Origin of the sequence: Paraburkholderia sp. J11-2 (assembly GCF_905220185.1) — a bacterium.
GTDB lineage: Bacteria > Pseudomonadota > Gammaproteobacteria > Burkholderiales > Burkholderiaceae > Paraburkholderia.
Genome location: NZ_CAJMYY010000013.1, coordinates 192527 through 208226, shown reverse-complemented (window position 1 = coordinate 208226; position 15700 = coordinate 192527). Strand labels below are relative to the sequence as shown.

General features: G+C 62.4%; 14 protein-coding genes. 7 read left to right on the top strand and 7 right to left on the bottom strand.

Going from position 1 to position 15700, the window contains the following annotated elements; all coding sequences use genetic code 11:
* Positions 1 to 46: 46 nt before the first annotated feature.
* Entirely contained in the window at positions 47 to 505 is a 459-nt protein-coding gene (locus tag U5A57_RS19900) for a VOC family protein (protein WP_321913379.1), read from the bottom strand.
* Positions 506 to 825: 320 nt separating this feature from the next.
* On the opposite strand from U5A57_RS19900, the gene U5A57_RS19895 reads away from it, so the two are divergent.
* On the top strand, positions 826 to 1896 hold the full coding sequence (locus U5A57_RS19895) for a radical SAM protein (RefSeq protein WP_321913378.1): 1071 nt from the start codon (positions 826 to 828) through the stop codon (positions 1894 to 1896).
* A gap of 73 nt (positions 1897 to 1969) precedes the next feature.
* On the opposite strand, the gene U5A57_RS19890 is transcribed toward U5A57_RS19895, so the two are convergent.
* The 4 genes from U5A57_RS19890 to U5A57_RS19875 all read right to left on the bottom strand — a co-directional run bounded on the left by U5A57_RS19890 (position 1970) and on the right by U5A57_RS19875 (position 9369).
* Positions 1970 to 3301 carry a leucine-rich repeat-containing protein kinase family protein gene (locus U5A57_RS19890; protein WP_321913377.1) on the bottom strand — a complete coding sequence of 444 codons (1332 nt, stop codon included), beginning with the start codon at positions 3299 to 3301 and terminating at the stop codon, positions 1970 to 1972.
* A 132-nt stretch (positions 3302 to 3433) separates the two neighbouring features.
* Positions 3434 to 4888, bottom strand: coding sequence for an efflux transporter outer membrane subunit (locus U5A57_RS19885; RefSeq protein ID WP_321913376.1), 1455 nt, complete (start codon positions 4886 to 4888; stop codon positions 3434 to 3436).
* Positions 4885 to 8103 carry an efflux RND transporter permease subunit gene (locus U5A57_RS19880; RefSeq protein WP_321913375.1) on the bottom strand — a complete coding sequence of 1073 codons (3219 nt, stop codon included), beginning with the start codon at positions 8101 to 8103 and terminating at the stop codon, positions 4885 to 4887. The genes U5A57_RS19885 and U5A57_RS19880 overlap by 4 nt, the downstream gene beginning before the upstream one ends.
* 9 nt (positions 8104 to 8112) lie before the next feature.
* A complete protein-coding gene (locus U5A57_RS19875; protein WP_415774646.1) occupies positions 8113 to 9369 on the bottom strand; it encodes an efflux RND transporter periplasmic adaptor subunit in 1257 nt (418 codons plus the stop codon).
* A gap of 295 nt (positions 9370 to 9664) precedes the next feature.
* On the opposite strand from U5A57_RS19875, the gene U5A57_RS19870 reads away from it, so the two are divergent.
* On the top strand, positions 9665 to 10306 hold the full coding sequence (locus U5A57_RS19870) for a TetR/AcrR family transcriptional regulator (RefSeq protein ID WP_321913373.1): 642 nt from the start codon (positions 9665 to 9667) through the stop codon (positions 10304 to 10306).
* A 64-nt stretch (positions 10307 to 10370) separates the two neighbouring features.
* Here U5A57_RS19870 and U5A57_RS19865 read toward each other — a convergent pair whose 3' ends face one another.
* Positions 10371 to 10826 carry an MEKHLA domain-containing protein gene (locus U5A57_RS19865; RefSeq protein WP_321913372.1) on the bottom strand — a complete coding sequence of 152 codons (456 nt, stop codon included), beginning with the start codon at positions 10824 to 10826 and terminating at the stop codon, positions 10371 to 10373.
* Between the two features lie 257 nt (positions 10827 to 11083).
* Between U5A57_RS19865 and U5A57_RS19860 the strand changes: the two genes are divergently transcribed.
* From U5A57_RS19860 to U5A57_RS19840, 5 genes are all read left to right on the top strand, one after another.
* Positions 11084 to 11401: a DUF3311 domain-containing protein gene (locus U5A57_RS19860; protein WP_321913371.1), complete on the top strand. Its 318-nt coding sequence runs from the start codon at positions 11084 to 11086 to the stop codon at positions 11399 to 11401.
* Positions 11402 to 11586: 185 nt separating this feature from the next.
* The gene (locus U5A57_RS19855) at positions 11587 to 12351 is read left to right on the top strand and encodes a YdcF family protein (protein ID WP_321913370.1); all 765 of its coding nucleotides are present in this window, start codon (positions 11587 to 11589) and stop codon (positions 12349 to 12351) included.
* A gap of 246 nt (positions 12352 to 12597) precedes the next feature.
* Positions 12598 to 14139, top strand: coding sequence for a methyl-accepting chemotaxis protein (locus U5A57_RS19850; RefSeq protein WP_321913369.1), 1542 nt, complete (start codon positions 12598 to 12600; stop codon positions 14137 to 14139).
* A 142-nt stretch (positions 14140 to 14281) separates the two neighbouring features.
* Positions 14282 to 14776, top strand: coding sequence for a molybdopterin-dependent oxidoreductase (locus U5A57_RS19845; protein WP_321913368.1), 495 nt, complete (start codon positions 14282 to 14284; stop codon positions 14774 to 14776).
* 205 nt (positions 14777 to 14981) lie between these two features.
* Positions 14982 to 15188 (top strand): hypothetical protein, encoded by a 207-nt coding sequence (locus U5A57_RS19840; RefSeq protein ID WP_321913367.1) that lies wholly within the window; start codon positions 14982 to 14984, stop codon positions 15186 to 15188.
* A 50-nt stretch (positions 15189 to 15238) separates the two neighbouring features.
* Here U5A57_RS19840 and U5A57_RS19835 read toward each other — a convergent pair whose 3' ends face one another.
* A complete protein-coding gene (locus tag U5A57_RS19835; RefSeq protein WP_321913366.1) occupies positions 15239 to 15607 on the bottom strand; it encodes an antibiotic biosynthesis monooxygenase family protein in 369 nt (122 codons plus the stop codon).
* Between the last annotated feature and the right edge of the window lie 93 nt (positions 15608 to 15700).

The following is a 15700-nucleotide window of genomic DNA, read 5'->3' as shown; positions in this document are numbered from 1 at the left end:
GCAAAAGCCGCAGTGCTGCCGTAGAGCCATCAGCCATCGTTGGCGGCTAGCTCGCCGCCATCCCTTTTTCCGCCAGTTCCTTTTTCGCGCTCTCGTTCTTGGTCAAGTGCGTGAGGCCCATGCCGCGCAACACGTTCGGCGCTTTGGTGTACTGGATATTGTCATAGCCCACGATCTCGATGCGATTGCCCCAAGGGTCGCGAAAATCCAGAAACGGACCGTCGAGCAGCTTGACGCCCGCAGCCTTCAGGGCGGCGCGCGCCGCCTCCTTGTCATCGACAACGAGGCCAATATGGCGGCCGTCGTCGGCGGGCTGTTTGCGCCCCGCCTGCAACGCGATGAATTGATCGCCGAGATCGATGAAGGCCATCGTCTTGCTCTTGCCGCGCAACTGAAAGTCGAAGATGCGGCCATAGAAAGCCAGCGCTTGCTCGATATCGCCCACTTCCAGCGCGACGTGATTGAAACCGATCGCGCGCGGCTTGGTGGTTGTGGTGTCAACCATTTCACCCTCCTCCTGCAACCCGTGCATTGCGTTCACAAACTCGCCAGGCATTCGCTTCCCGGCGAGACACCTCAAGTATGGGGATTGAAGTCGCCTGACACTAGCCTGTCAAACAGGATTTGTTCGATCCATTTCTGGACAAATATCGCGGCCGATCCGGCACGTGTGCCAAGCGTAGCCTATGATGGTTCGTGCGCATTGAGTCGGCAAACCATGAGGACACCATGGACAGGACAGAGCGGACCATCAAGTGGCGCAGTTTGCCAAATGTAAGCAGCGGCGTGCTTGAGCCGCGTAATCCATTGCCCGCAGTCTGTGACGTGTCGGTTACGAACGTCTGCAACGCCGCATGCGACTTCTGCGGCTTTTCGCGCGAGAAGAAGTTAGCCGGTCCGCGCCGCTATATCGATCCTGACGCATTCGCGCGCGCCATGCCCATGCTGCGCAAACGCAAGATTCGCTACATGACGCTGCAAGGCGGTGAGCCGCTGGTTCACCCGCAAATCGAATCGCTCGTAGCGTCGGCCACGCAAGCCGGCATCCAGTGCGGCGTGATTACGAACGGCTGGTTCCTCCCTCGACACATCAAACAACTGGCTGCCGCGGGCCTCAAGCGTCTCCTGATATCGATCGATAGCGCGGACATGCGCGAGCACGAGCACAATCGCGGCCTGCCAGGCCTCGAAGGCCGCATCTGCGAGGGCATCGCTCAAGCCCATGCATTCGGCATTCCGGTCTGTGCGACGGTTACGGTAAGCCATCTGGTTCATTACGAATCGCTTCCCGAGACGCTCGAACGGCTGGGTTTCGATTCCGTGGTGTTTTCCTATCCAAGGCGTGACGCATTCGGTTCCACATCGCTCGTGTACGACGAAAATTCGAAGCTCGTCGACCTCAGCCGCGACGAGTTACTCGACGCATTGAGTGCAATCGAGCGCCTCAAAAAGCACTTTCGCGTGATGGACCCGAGCGCCGCGCTGAACGAGGTTGCGAGGTTCGTGCGCGGCGAACAGCAACTCATTCCGTGTATTGCCGGCAGCAAGTATTTTTATATCGACTGGAATCTCGACGTCTGGCGTTGCGAGCCGTGGCATGAGCCCATGGGCTCGGTCTTCGACCTGGACCGCCTGCCCGATCAGCGGGAGCCCTGTAATGCCTGCATGATGGGGTGCTACCGGCATGCCAGCGTCCTGATGCACGGCGCGATGGGCGTAACTGAGTCCGTGTATGCGCTGGGCAGGGGCGAGCTTCGCACTGCTGTCAGCTTGTTGTTTCAGCGCGGCGTTGCGTATTCGCTGTGGGCGCTGGCCACTGAAGAACTGCCTCGAACCGCGCTTGCCGCATTGGCAGGAAGGACAGGCCCACGGCGGTCCTCGCCGCAAAGCGCATGAATGAAAGTTACGGGCAGGCCATCGTCATTGTGAATGGCCCGCCGTTCGCCGCTGGGGCGCTCACTGCTTGCGCTTAAACGCTCAACGCAGACAGTCGCTCGACAATCTCATCGAACGAAGGCCGCATCTCGACCTGCTCTGCGAAACAGTCGGCGATTAGCGCATCGAACCCGGCGGCATGCTCATGCGCTTCGCCAGCCAAACGTTGCGCGAGTTCTTCGAGCAGGCAGCCGAACGCACGCACCTCGATACGTTCGAGTGCCTGCGCCTGCGCGCGATCGTCGATATCGTGCAGCGACGCCGCGCCGAAGTCGCCGAGCAATACGTGCCCCGCACCGTCGTGCAGGATGTTGTGCGCATAGAGATCGCCGTGCATGATCCCGCGCCCATGCAAATGCCGCGCCGCCGAAGCAATGCCGCGCGCGATCTGCCACGCCACCGGCCTGTCGAACCGGACATCGGGCGCGTAGATGTCGCGCGTGCATGAGTCGAGGCTCGGAGACCCGGCGAGATTGCCGAACGACGGATGGATCAGCTCCATCACGAGGCCATGCTCGCCCAGCGGATGTCCCGTGGCTTTGCCGAGCACCGGAATGAGGTTCGGGTGCGAGCCTGCTTGCAGACACGCGGCCATTTCCAGTTCCGGCAAACCGTCGCTAGTCACCGCGCCCTTGAACAGCTTGACGGCGACCGCTTCCACCGGATGCCCGTCGCGCAGAAGACGCGTCGCGCGATGCGTCACGCCCGATGCACCCTCGCCAAGCGTTTGTCCGAGTGCGAGCGTGTGCCAGTCGATATCGGGCACCGGTGAGTCAGCGAGCGCCACCTGCTCGCGCATGGTATTGAGCGGATTGCCCGCGTAGGCGAGCCACGCGAGGCGCGGCAGGCGCAACAGCCAGTCGGGCAAGGCGTCGAGCCGGTTCGCCGCGATCCGCAGCAGTTCGAGGCGGCTGCAAGCGGCCATCGTTTCAGGCAGCGCGCGCAGCCGGTTGCCGGCGAGCATCAGCTTCTGCAGATTCGGACGTTCGCCGATTTCGGGTGGCAATGCGTCGACCTCGTTATCGGTCAGGATCAGCCAACGCAATTGCGGCGGCAGCGCACTGCCTGAAACGCGGCGGATGCGGTTCGCCTTGAAGCCGACCATGCTCAGCAACTCGCACTCGCCAAGTACGGGCGGCAACTCGGTGAACGGGTTATTCGAGGCGAACAGAATGCGCAGATGCCGCAGCCTCGCCAGGTCGTGCGGCAGCGACGTGAGCGCGTTGCCCGAGAGGTCGAGCACCTCCAGGGTGTCGGCGAGATCGAAGATCTCGCGCGGAAATTCGGTCAACCCGCAGGCGAGCTTGAGCTGTTGCGCGCCGGCGAGTTGACCGTCACGCAGTTGTTCGAGGGTAGCGGTCTTCACGCGTGGATTGAATGGGAAATGGCAAGGAAATCGCGAATGCCGGTGCTCATCGTGCGCATGGCGCTCAGGGCAGCGGCGAATATCGCAATTCTAGCGGGTCGCGTGCTGTGACCGCATTTTGCCTCGCAAGCTTCAGGAACGCGCCTGGCTGCTTGCGGCGGCTTGCTCATGCACGCTCGTCGCTGACCAGCCGCCGCCCAGCACCTTGTACAGCGTGACCTGATTCGACAGCTTCGCCAGCTCGTCGGTCACCAGCTGCTCTTGCGCCGTGTAGAGCGTGCGTTGCGCGGTCAGCAAGGTCAGGAAGCTGTCGGTCCCGGCCTTGTAGCGCGCCTGCGCGAGATCGTAGTAATCCTGCGCCGCCTTCACGTACTCGCGGTCCGCCGCGACCTGATCGACATAGGTCGCGCGCCCCGCCAGTGCGTTCGATACTTCCTTGAACGCCGTCTGGATCGCCTTTTCGTAGTCGGCTACGTCGATATCCTTCTCGATCTTCGCAACGTCGAGCGACGCCTTGTTGCTGCCGTAATCGAAGATCGGCATCGTGATCGTCGGCGCGAACGACCATGCGCCCGTGCTCGCCTTGAACAGCTGCGAGAGGCTCGTGCTGGCGGTGCCGGCGCTCGCAGTCAGCTCGATCTTGGGAAAGAACGCCGCACGCGCGGCGCCGATATTGGCGTTCGCGGCCTTCAGCGTATGCTCGGCCTCGATGATATCGGGCCGGCGCGCAAGCAAGTCGGACGGAATGCCCGCATCGACGTCGGCGAACATGGCGTCGCTATCCAGCAGCGTGGGCCCCGTGCCAAAGTCATCCGGCAACGGGCAGCCAATATCGGCGATCAGATTGTTGCGGTCCTGCGCGACCGCGCGCGTGTACGAGGCTACGCTCGCACGCGCGCTCGCAAGCGACGTTTGCGCCTCACGCACGTCCTGAAGCGACGCACTGCCGATCTTCATCATGCTCACCGTGAGATCGTAAGTGCTCTGGTTAGCCGTGGCGGTGTCGGTCGAGACTTTCAGCAAGGTCTCGTCGGAGAGCAATTGCAGATAGTCGGTCGCAACATCTGCCACGAGCGAAAGCTGCGTGCTCGTGCGCGAGGCCTGCGTCGACAGATAGTTTTCGAGCGCCTGGCGCTTCAGGCTTCGAATGCGCCCGAAGAAGTCGATTTCCCACGACGTCGTGCCGACCGAAACGGTATTCGAGTGGCTCACCGCGCCATCGGTACGCGTATTCGTGACCGAGCCGCCGGCGTCGATCGTCGGCGCCAGTTCCGCGCGCGTGATGCGGTACTGCGCCTCGTACTCGGCCACCTGCAGCGCCGCGACGCGCAGGTCGCGATTGTGGTCGAGCGCGAGCGCGATCAACTCCTGCAGTTTCGGGTCCTTGAAGTAGTCGCGCCAGCCGACGTCAGCGGCGTTCGGCGCCGTAGATGATGCGGGCGCCGCAGCCGCCGATGCGCCCGCATCGTACGCGGCGCCCGTTGGCCACGCGGTAGCGACCGGCGCCGCGGGACGCTGATAAACCGGGTCGAGAGAACACGCGCTCAATACTGCCGCGCAGAGCACCGATAAAAGCTTCAATTTCATTCATGATCCTTTGCGGCCGGCGTGGCTTCGCCATGTTCCTTGAACAGCTTGCGCACCACAATGAAGAACACGGGCACGAAGAAGATGGCGAGCGCAGTCGCCGCGATCATGCCGCCGGCCACGCCGGTTCCGATCGCGTGGCGCGCGGCCGAGCCCGCACCGGTGCTGATCACGAGCGGCAGCACGCCGAACACGAAGGCGAGCGACGTCATGAGAATCGGCCGCAATCGCTGATGCGCCGCTTCGAGCGTGGCCTCGACGAGTCCGCGGCCCTGCGCCTGCAGGTCCTTCGCGAATTCGACGATCAGAATCGCGTTCTTCGTGGCCAGACCGATTGTCGTCAGCAAACCGACCTTGAAATACACGTCGTTCGACAGGCCGCGCATATGCGCGCCCAGCAGCGCGCCCAGCACGCCGATCGGCACCACGAGAATGACGGCGAGCGGCACCGACCAGCTTTCGTACAGCCCCGCGAGGCAGAGAAACACCACGATCAGCGAAATGGCGTACAGGTAGGTGGCCTGGGAACCCGCGAGCACTTCCTGGTACGACTGCCCCGTCCACTCGATACCGAAACCGGTGGGCAGCTGCTTCGCGAGATTTTCGACGGCGGCCATTGCCTGGCCCGTGCTCACACCGGGTGCCGGCTGGGCGCTCATTTGCATCGCCAGTTCGCGGTTGTAGCGTTCGATCTGCGGCGGCCCGAACGTCCAGCGCGTGGTGGCGAACGCGGAGAACGGCACCATCTGGCCGTCATAGCCCGAAGTCGTCGTCGATGACGTCGATGTCGTACTCGAAGATGAGCTCGACGACGAACTTGAGGATGACGAAGTACTCGACGACGACGACGAATCCGCGCGCACGTACCACTGCCCGATGTCGTCCGGCATCATGCGGTACGGCGCGTCAGCCTGCACGTAGACCTTCTGGATACGCCCGGTATCGATGTAGTTGTTCACGTACGCCGAGCCGAACGCCGTGGAAATCGTCGTGTCGACATCGGCGATCGACAGCCCGAGCGCACTCGCCTTCTCGCGGTCGATATCGACGTAAAGCTGCGGCGTATCTTCGAGGCCCGCCGGACGCGTCATCGCAAGCGAAGGATCCTTCGCAGCCAGCGCGAGGAACTGGTTGCGCGCTTTGAGCAGCTTGTCGTGTCCCTGGCCCGCGCGGTCTTCGATCTCGAAGTCGAGGCCGCTTTGCGTGCCGAGGCCATGAATCGCAGGCTCGTTCATCACGAAGATCTGCGCGTCGCGATTGCTCGCAAAGGCGGCGTTCGCGCGGCTGATCACCGCTTGTGCGCTATCGTTCGAGCCCCGCTGGCTCCAGTCCTTCAACTGCACGAATGCGAGCGCGTTGTTCTGCCCTTGCCCGTTGAAGCTGAATCCGTTCACGGCCATCACGTGCGTCACCGCGGGCTGCTTGAGGAAATACTGCTCGACTTGCGCCACGGTCTTCAGCGTCTTCGAAGCCGGCGTGCCGACCGGCGCTGAAATGGACACCATGACCGAGCCCTGGTCCTCTTCCGGCAGATAAGACGAAGGCAGCGTCACGTACAGAATGCCGACCACGCCCGCAATGAGCGCGTAGCCAAGCATCCAGCGCGCCGGTTTCGCCACCACGCGCGCCAGCGTGGCGCTGTAGCGCGCATTGCTCTTCGTGAAGAGGCGGTTGAACGCGCCGAGCAAACCGCGGCTTTGCGCGTGCTCGAGCGCCGACGGGCTCAGCAAGCTCGCGCACAGCGCGGGCGTGAGCGTCATGGCGAGCAGCACCGAGAGCACCATCGCCGACACGATCGTGACCGAAAACTGGCGATAGATCGCCCCGGTGGAGCCGGAGAAGAACGCCATGGGGATGAACACGGCGGTCAGCACGGTCGTCACGCCCACGAGCGCGCCGGTGATCTGGCTCATCGCCTTCTTCGTTGCCGTCTTCGCGTCGAGCTTTTCCTCGGCCATGATCCGCTCGACGTTCTCCACGACGACAATCGCGTCGTCCACGAGCAAGCCGATCGCGAGCACCATGGCGAACATTGAAAGCACGTTGATCGAGAAGCCGATCGCCGACATCACGCCCAGTGTGCCGAGCAGCGCGACCGGCACGACGATGGTCGGAATCAGCGTTGCGCGCAGGTTCTGCAGGAAGAGGTACATCACGAGGAACACGAGGATCACCGCTTCGAAGAGCGTCTTCATGACCTCCTCGATCGAGATCTTCACGAACGGCGTGGAGTCGTACGGATACGCAATGGCCACGTCCTTGGGCAACTGCGGCTGCAGTTCCACGAGCTTGGCGCGCACGGCCTTCGCGACCGCCATGGCGTTCGCGCCGGTCGACAGCTTCACGGCCAGCGCGGCCGCCGGCTTGCCGTCGAGCCGCGACGACGTATCGTACGAGTCGCCGCCCACCTCGACGCGCGCGACGTCCTTGAGCAGGACCTTCGAGCCGTCGCTATTCACGCGCAGGAGAATGCCGCCGAACTGGTCGGCAGTCGTCATCAGGCTCGACGCGGAGATCGTCGCGTTGATCGCCTGCGAGTTCGTAGCAGGCGCACCGCCGAGTTCGCCGACGGAAAGCTGCACGTTCTGGTTGGTGACGGCGGTCGTTACATCGGAAGCGGTCACGCCGAAACTGCGCATCTTCACGGGATCGAGCCAGATGCGCATGGCGTGCTGCGCGCCGAACAGCGTGACGTCGCCCACGCCGTTGATCTGCGTGAGCGGGTCCTCGATCTGCGTGGCGATGACGTTGCCCAGATCGATCGAGTTGAGCGTGCCGCCCGGCGACGACAGCGCGACGATCATCAGAAAGTCGCTCGACGCCTTCGCCACCTGTACGCCCTGCTCCTGCACCGTTTCCGGCAGCGAGGCCGTGGCCTGGGTCACCTTGTTCTGCACCTGCACCTGCGCGATATCCGGGTTGGTGCCCGGCTTGAACGTCAGGTTGATGGTGGCCTGCCCCGCGCCGCTACTCGTCGACGACATATACAGCAGGTTGTCGATGCCGGAGAGCTTCTGCTCGATCACCTGGGTGACGGTCTTCGCAACCGTGTCGGCGGAGGCGCCCGGATAGGTCGCCGTAACCTGAACCGAAGGCGGCGCGATGGTCGGATACTGCTCGATTGGCAGCGTGGTGGTCGCCGCACCGCCGATCAACATGATGACGATCGCGATGACCCACGCGAGGATCGGGCGCTGGATGAAAAAGCCTGCCATGCGCCCTCCTTACGACTTTGCCGGCGAATTTGCCAGGGAATTCGCCGCGGACGTGACCGAGACACCCGAGGCGGCAACGGGCGCGGCCGTATCCGCCGCCACGTGTACCGCCACCCCGGCCTGCACTTTTTGCAGCCCGCTCACGATCACGCGATCGCCGTCCTTCAGGCCGCTCGTGACGATCCATTGGTCCGCATAGGCGCTGTCCGCGCGCACTGCGACCTGCTTTGCGTGCCCGGTTGCATCGACGACCCACACGCTCGCGCCGCCATCCGAAGCGCGCGTGACCGCGAGCTGCGGTACGAGCAGCGCGCTCGTGCTCTCGCCCTCGTCGAGCTGCGCCCGCACGAACATGCCGGGCAGCAGTTCGCCCTCCGGGTTCGGGAAGACCATGCGCAACGTCACCGAGCCCGTTGTCGCGTCCACGGTGATGCCCGAGAACTGCAGCACGCCCGCGTGCGCGTAGGCCGTGCCGTCCTCCATCACGAGTTGCACGGCCGCGCCCTCGCCTGAGCGCTTGAGGCGGCCCGAGGCAAATGCCTTGCGCAAGCGCAGCCAGTCGGCGCTCGAACGCGTGACATCGAGGTACATCTGGTCGTACGCCTGAATGGTGGCGAGCGCCGTGGTCTGCTCCGAGGTGACGAGCGCGCCTTCGGTCACCGAAGAAGCACCGATACGGCCTGAAATAGGCGCCGTGATGCGCGTGTAGCCGAGATTGATCCGTGCCGATTCGAGCGACGCGCGGTCCGCGATCACGTCGGCTTCATCCTCGCGCACGGCCGCGATCGCATCGTCGTTGTCCTGTGCGCTCACGGCGTTGATCTTCACGAGTTGCGCGTAGCGGTCGGCCTTCGTCTTCGCGGAAGCGAGCGTGGCCTCGGCCTTGGCGAGCGTGCCGCGCGCCTGGTCGTAGGTCGCCTGGTAGGTCGCAGGATCGATCTGGTAGAGCACCTGGCCGGCCTTCACGTCCGAGCCTTCAACGAAGAAGCGCTTCTGCACGATGCCGCCAATTTGCGGGCGCACATCCGAAACCTTCAGCGCCGAAAGCCGGCCCGAAAGCTCGGCCGTCATCACGATGCGTTGCGGCGCAAGCGTCTTGACGCCGACTTCAACGCTCTGGCCAGCAGGGCCTGCGGAGTGAGCGGGCATCCCGGCGTCGTGACCTTGACAGCCTGCAATCACAATTGCGGTCGAGCAGAAAAGCGCGGCGCTCAAGCGGCGGCTTTTCCTGCTCCATCCATCTCTTGCATGAATCTTTTGTGGCATATATCCCATCGAATCGCGCATTGGAACATGGACAGGCGCGAATGAATTGACTCGCACTACTAAGCGGTTGGAATCGTGAGGCTCAGCATGCTGAGGCCTCAGTGCGCATTACCTTCCAACCCTAAATCCCATGTTCCCGATCACATAACTAAACTGAACGGTATGGTTTATAATAGAACGATTGATGGCTGTCAATTACATTACCCGGTCACGAATGTTTCCATTCGTGACCGGCCGGTGTGTTTAGTGGACGCTCGCGTCCCAGCCAGGAGAGCGAGTCAGGGAGGGAGACTGCATGAGAAAGAAGACGGAAGAAAAGCGCCAATCCATCATCGAAGCCGCGCTGGAGGTGTTCCGGGACGAGGGCTTCGAGCAGGCGTCGATGACGCAAATCGCGGCGCGATCAGGCGCGTCGAAGGCGACGCTCTATAGCTATTTCGAGTCGAAAGAGGCGTTATTTGCTGAAACAATGACGAGCCGCGCCGGAACCGAAATCCGCGATGCCTTCAGTCAGCTGACACTCGATTTGCCGCTAGGCGAGTCGCTCGTCGCGTTCGGGCTCCACTACCTGAGCGCCGTGCTGCAGCCCTCTTTTCTCGCGATACGCCGCCTGTGCCATCAGGAGGTCGACCGCTCGAATGTGGGCCGGATCTTGTACGAATCGGGACCGAAACAGGGCTTGAAGCACGTGCGCGACTTTCTGGCGAGTGCGATCGAGTCGGGCGCGATCCGGCCTTGCGACACGGGCGTCGCGGCGCACCATCTGCTGGCGCTTCTCGAGGCGGAACTGGTCGAACTCGCGACGCTCGGCTATGAAGTGAAAACCTCGCGCGCGAAATTGCTGCAGGTCGTGAACCGGGCGGTCGACGTATTTCTCGCGGGCTACGCGGTGGGGGCGCCACAAGCGAAGCAGAACGGCCCGCTGAACCCGCAATGAGCGCGGGCTTCGCTAGCGCGTGTGCGTGTGCGTGTGCGTGTGCGTGTGCGTGTGCGTGTGCGTGTCAGCAAGGTGCAACATGCGGAATCATCGCAGCCTGCCCATGCAGCACGCCGGCTTCGTCGAGCAGTTGCCAGACCGTTGCGCGCTCGATCCAGAAGCGCTGCCCCGACTTCGTGATACGGATGCCGCGATAGTCTTTCACGAAGCCTTCGCGCGTCACCGAATCGAGAAATGCCTGCCGCTCACTGCGCTCGGGCGCCTGCGCCGAAAGACGCGAAGGCAGCGCCGTGATTTCGTCCCAGTCGTAGCCGAAAATCGCCTGTGCGCGACGATTGCCATACATGAACACGGGGTCTTCCTGCGTGCCGTGCGCAAGCAAACCGAACGGCGCGCGCTCATAGAGCCACGCCGCGCCTTCTGCGTCGCTCATGCCTTCGGGCACGAGCGCAACGCCCAACAGGCGGCGATAGCTATGTGCGAGAAGGCGAAAAAGTTCGGTATCCGTGTACGGTGACATTCAGACTGGCTCCTTCGAATTGAGCGGTTGCGCGTTGCGCAATTCTATCAACCGTGCGCCTATGCGTATCCGTTGTTCCCGCGTAAGCGTGCTTTACCGCCGCGCGCCTCATCGCGCATAGCAGATATTTATTTCGGATCCCATATTATTATTCACAATCCTTCTTATCAGGAATAAGCCTGATCGATCGCGTGTTATGCCTTCCAGATCGCCGATTTCCTTAACGCGGCGATTGCAACTTTCGAAGGGCTACGCAATTGAAAGGCAAACCAGGATCGCTGCGACGCCGATTTTCCCTGTTGTACATGCCGTGGCTGGCCCTCATCGCGATTCCAACCTACGACAGAATCGATCCCATCTGGGACGGCATGCCGTTCTTCTACTGGTATCAACTATTCTGGCTCCTCGGTGGCTGCGTGATTACCGGCATTGTTTTCCTCGCGAGCGACGCGGTCGCATCGAACGAAACGTCAACGCCAGCCCCGGACTCCGCTGCCGAGTTCCCCATGGATGCGCCCCCTCCCCTTTTCGCCGAGTTTCATTTCGAGGCGTTTGAAGGGGAGGCAGATCTCTAGTCGGGCGGCGCACGTAGCAGGCGAACGAGAAGCGTATTGTGGGTGAGTCAAGCCAGCCGCGCAAAGTCATATTTGCCAGAGCCGGCTGGAATAAATGGCTTGCTCGAGCTGTTCTGTGCGATGCGGCGCGCGGCGGCTATCGTGCTCGCCAATTTTCATTTTCGTTTCGATATCGGGTGATTCGCATGACGCTCGTCGTCCTTCTCGTCGCCATTGCCATCGCCACCTGTTTCGCCGCGCTCGAATGGCGGCGCACGAGTCGCGCGCTGTATGCCGCTGCGTTCGCGCTGTTTCTTGCTGTCGGCTGCGGCCCCGTTCCCGCGTGGCTGCTGACGAACCTGCAATCGGCCTATGCGGTGCATCCAACGGTGCAATGGAGCAAACGAAACGCCATCGTCGTGCTCGGCGCAGGCACGCAAAAGATCCCCCGTGCCGGGGTCGTCGAGCCGGGGATATTCTCGTACTCGCGTATCGTTGAAGCCGCCGCGCTCTATCGTGATTGCCGAATGACAGGCGCGGACTGCAAGGTCATCGTGAGCGGCGGCGATCCGCGCCATAACGGCGAGTCGGAAGCTTCGGTGTATCGAGCCGCGTTGCTTCGGCTCGGCGTCAAGTCCGCCGATGTGCTCAGCGAGCCCGACAGCATGAACACATGGCAAAACGCCCAGTTCACCCGCGCCTTGCTGCAGCGATACCAGCCGGACGAAATACTGCTGGTGTCGTCGGCCATCCATCTGAAGCGGAGCACGCTTTATTTTTCGCACTTCGGTGTCGACGCCATTCCGGTGCGTGCCGACTATCTACGCGCCGTTCTGTCGCCACTGCCGCTTTCGTACAACTTCGTGCTCGCCGATATTGCGCTCCATGAATACGCTGGTATTGCGCGTTACACGCTCTACAACATGCTGGGCCTGAACGGAAACGATGCCAAACGGCGACAGCCACTTTAATAAGCATTCCACATTAAGTTGCAAAACCCCGCGATGCACAGCAGCACAGGCTTTCAGAATGACTCGCGAATAGTCGGACTTTTTTTAGCAATCGCAATGTCCCGGCGCGGCTCGAAAACGATGTCGGCAACGGCTTACGTATGACGAAAGACGACGTAATGCGCCAATACTAAAGAAGGTCCCGCGCAAGCCGTAATAAGGGGGTCGGCGCGCCACGCGCCCTGCGTTTTCAGTCATCTGCCCCCTATGAAACTCAGCCGCAAGATTCCCCTCGCTTTCGCCGCGTCTCTCACCCTCATGTCGGCGGGGGCGTTATACGGCATCCACACGCTCAATCAGGCCATCGATACCTATCGCACCACCGTGCAGGACGCCGCCGCGAACGAGCGCATGGTGTCGGCCACGCTCGTCGAGTTCAAGCTGCAAGTGCAGGAGTGGAAGGACACACTCCTGCGCGGCAAGGACCCGCAAAAACTCGATCGGTACTGGAGCGCATTTCAGAAGCGGGAGCGCACCGTGAACGATCTCGCCGCCGCGCTCGAAACAAAGCTGCCCGATGGTGAGGCGCGCGCCCTCGTCGAACAGTTCGCCGCGGCGCACGAGGCGATGGGCCAGGGGTATCGCAAGGGCTTCGAGGCGTTCAAGGCGGCGGGCGCCGACCCCGTTGCGGGCGATACCGTGGTCGCCGGTGTCGATCGCGCGCCGGCCCAGTTGCTCGACCGCGCCGCGCAGACCATTGCCGCCACCAACGCACAGGTGGCCGCACAGGCCGCGGTGCAAGCCGCGCACGCCACCGTCGTGAGCGCCGTGCTCATGGTGGTCGCGTTCGTGCTCGCGCTGGCAGGCGGCGTGCTGTTCAGCCGTACGGTCACGCGCCCGCTGGGGCGCGCGGTGGGCTTTGCCCGCGAGGTCGCCAACGGTGACCTTTCGACCGATCTGCATGCGCGGGGCGACGACGAAACCGCGGAACTGCTCACGGCGCTCGCGAAAATGCAGACAAGTCTCGCGCGCGTAGTGAGCGAAGTCCGCGCCAATGCCGAAGGCGTCGCGACCGCGAGCGCGCAAATTGCCTCCGGCAACCAGAATTTGTCCTCGCGCACCGAAGAGCAGGCCGCGTCGCTCGAAGAAACCGCTGCGAGCATGGAAGAGCTCACGTCGATCGTGCGCATGAACGCCCAGAACGCGCAGGAGGCCACCTCGCTCGCGGGCACGGCGGCACAAACCGCGGCGCGCGGCGGCACGGTAATGCGCGGCGTGGTCGGCACGATGCAGTCCATCGCCCATAGCTCCAGCAAGGTCGGCGAGATCATCGGCTTGATCGACGGCATCGCGTTTCAAACCAACATTCTTGCGCTCAACGCAGCCGTCGAAGCGGCGCGCGCGGGTGAACAAGGCCGCGGCTTCGCCGTGGTCGCGGGCGAAGTCCGCACGCTCGCGCAGCGTAGCGCGAACGCAGCGCGCGAGATCAAGACGCTCATCGAGCAGTCGAAGGAACATGTCGAAAGCGGATCGTCGCAGGTGGCCGACGCCGGCCAGATCATCGACGAGATCGTCGAGGCCGTGCAGCGGGTTTCCGGCACCGTTCAGGACATTTCGACGGCCTCGCGCGAACAGTCGACGGGCATCGAACAGGTGAACATCGCCGTCACGCAAATGGACGAAGTCACACAGCAGAATGCGGCGCTCGTGGAGGAAGCATCGGCGGCGGCGCATGCGCTGGCCGAGCAGGCGCACGCGCTGCGCGAGACCGTCGCCGCATTCCGGCTCAGGGACGCCGCCATGGCCTGATTTCGCGCATACAAAAGCGCCGCTTCGGGGGCCATAACCGCTATGGCATGTCCGGCATCTTGCTCGCGAGGCTGACTCCGGTGGATCGCGAGCGTAATATACGCGAGGTTATATCGAACGACACCGGCCCGGAGACTCACACATGGATATCGCGACCGCCCCCGCCCCGATCGACAATGCCGTCGAGCCAGGCGCTCCGCTTCAACTCACGGGCAGCCTCGTGCATCCGATGTCCCTGTCGCTCGAGGCGCTGCGGCAATATCCGGCCGTGACGTGCCCGGCGTTCGATCTGCGCTGCTACACCACGCAGCGCTTCATCCGCACTGTCGCGCCCTACCGCGGGGTGCGCTTGACGGATCTGCTCCGTCAAGCGGAACTGCGCAACGACGTGGACGGCGACTTCAAGCGCATGGTTTTTCTCGCGGTCGGCCACGACGGTTACTTCGTGACGTTCTCCTGGCACGAACTGTTCAACACGCCCGTAGGCGAGCAGGTGGTTATCGCTTACGAATGCGGGGACAAACCGCTCGACGCGCAACATGGCGCCCCTGTGCTCTTCTCCGGCGCCGATCTCGTACCGGCGCCGCGCCACGTCAAACGTCTCGCGCGCATCGAGGCTCGCGTGCTCGCGCTCTGAAACTTCTGCATCCGCGGTCATACCCCTATTTCGTGAGGCGTTAAGCCGCACGAAATGTTCACGCGTGGCTTGCCATCAAATCTTACGGAATGTAAACTTCACGTAAGCTTTGGATTCGGAACGCGTCTTCCCGGGGTTCTGTCGAACTTCCAGTCAATCCATCGATTAATTAGTCATCCTTTATTTCACCATCAAGGAGAAAAGCGTGATCACGTACTTCAGCCGACTCAACGCCACGTTCGCCATTGCCGGCCTCCTCATGATGGCACCGTTTATGGCCATGGCGCGCATGCCGGCGCCGACCGCCTCCCCGCATGGCGACTCCATCGCCAAGAACCGTTTGTCGACCCGCGCCGCAAATGACGAGCATCGCACCAGCGAACCCGATGCAAGTGAATCGGCTGGCAAGTAATAAGCGGTCCTGATCGAGCTGAACCTCACAAAAAAGCGTAAAAGCCGTGCCTAACTCGCGCAAATCCCAGGCACGGCAACCTTCTGAAAAATGTGTGGCGATGCGATCACCGAAGAAGGATAAGCGGCCAGGCTCGACCTGAACCCCGGATGAGAGAACGCCGCCCGAAAATGCGCGGTCGATTCCCAGACCGCGTAATTCATATAGGCCGGATGCGCCCCGAGGGCGCGATGGAGTTGCGTCGAAATGAAGCCCGGTTGCTGCTTCATGAATGCGGCGTCGTCGTGCCAGACCTCGAGAAACTTCGCCTCATCGGCCAGATCGAGCGTAAAGACGTTCACGAGCACAACGGGCTCGGCGTCAATGGCAAGTTGATGCTCGATCGGACAAGCCGGATCAAGCGGTCGCAATTGCAGCATGGTGCACTCCTGGTTCTGGAAGCATGATGTCAACCCGTCATGGGCAATTTATAGTAAATTGACATGATGATGTCAATTTAGAAATAAGGTGAC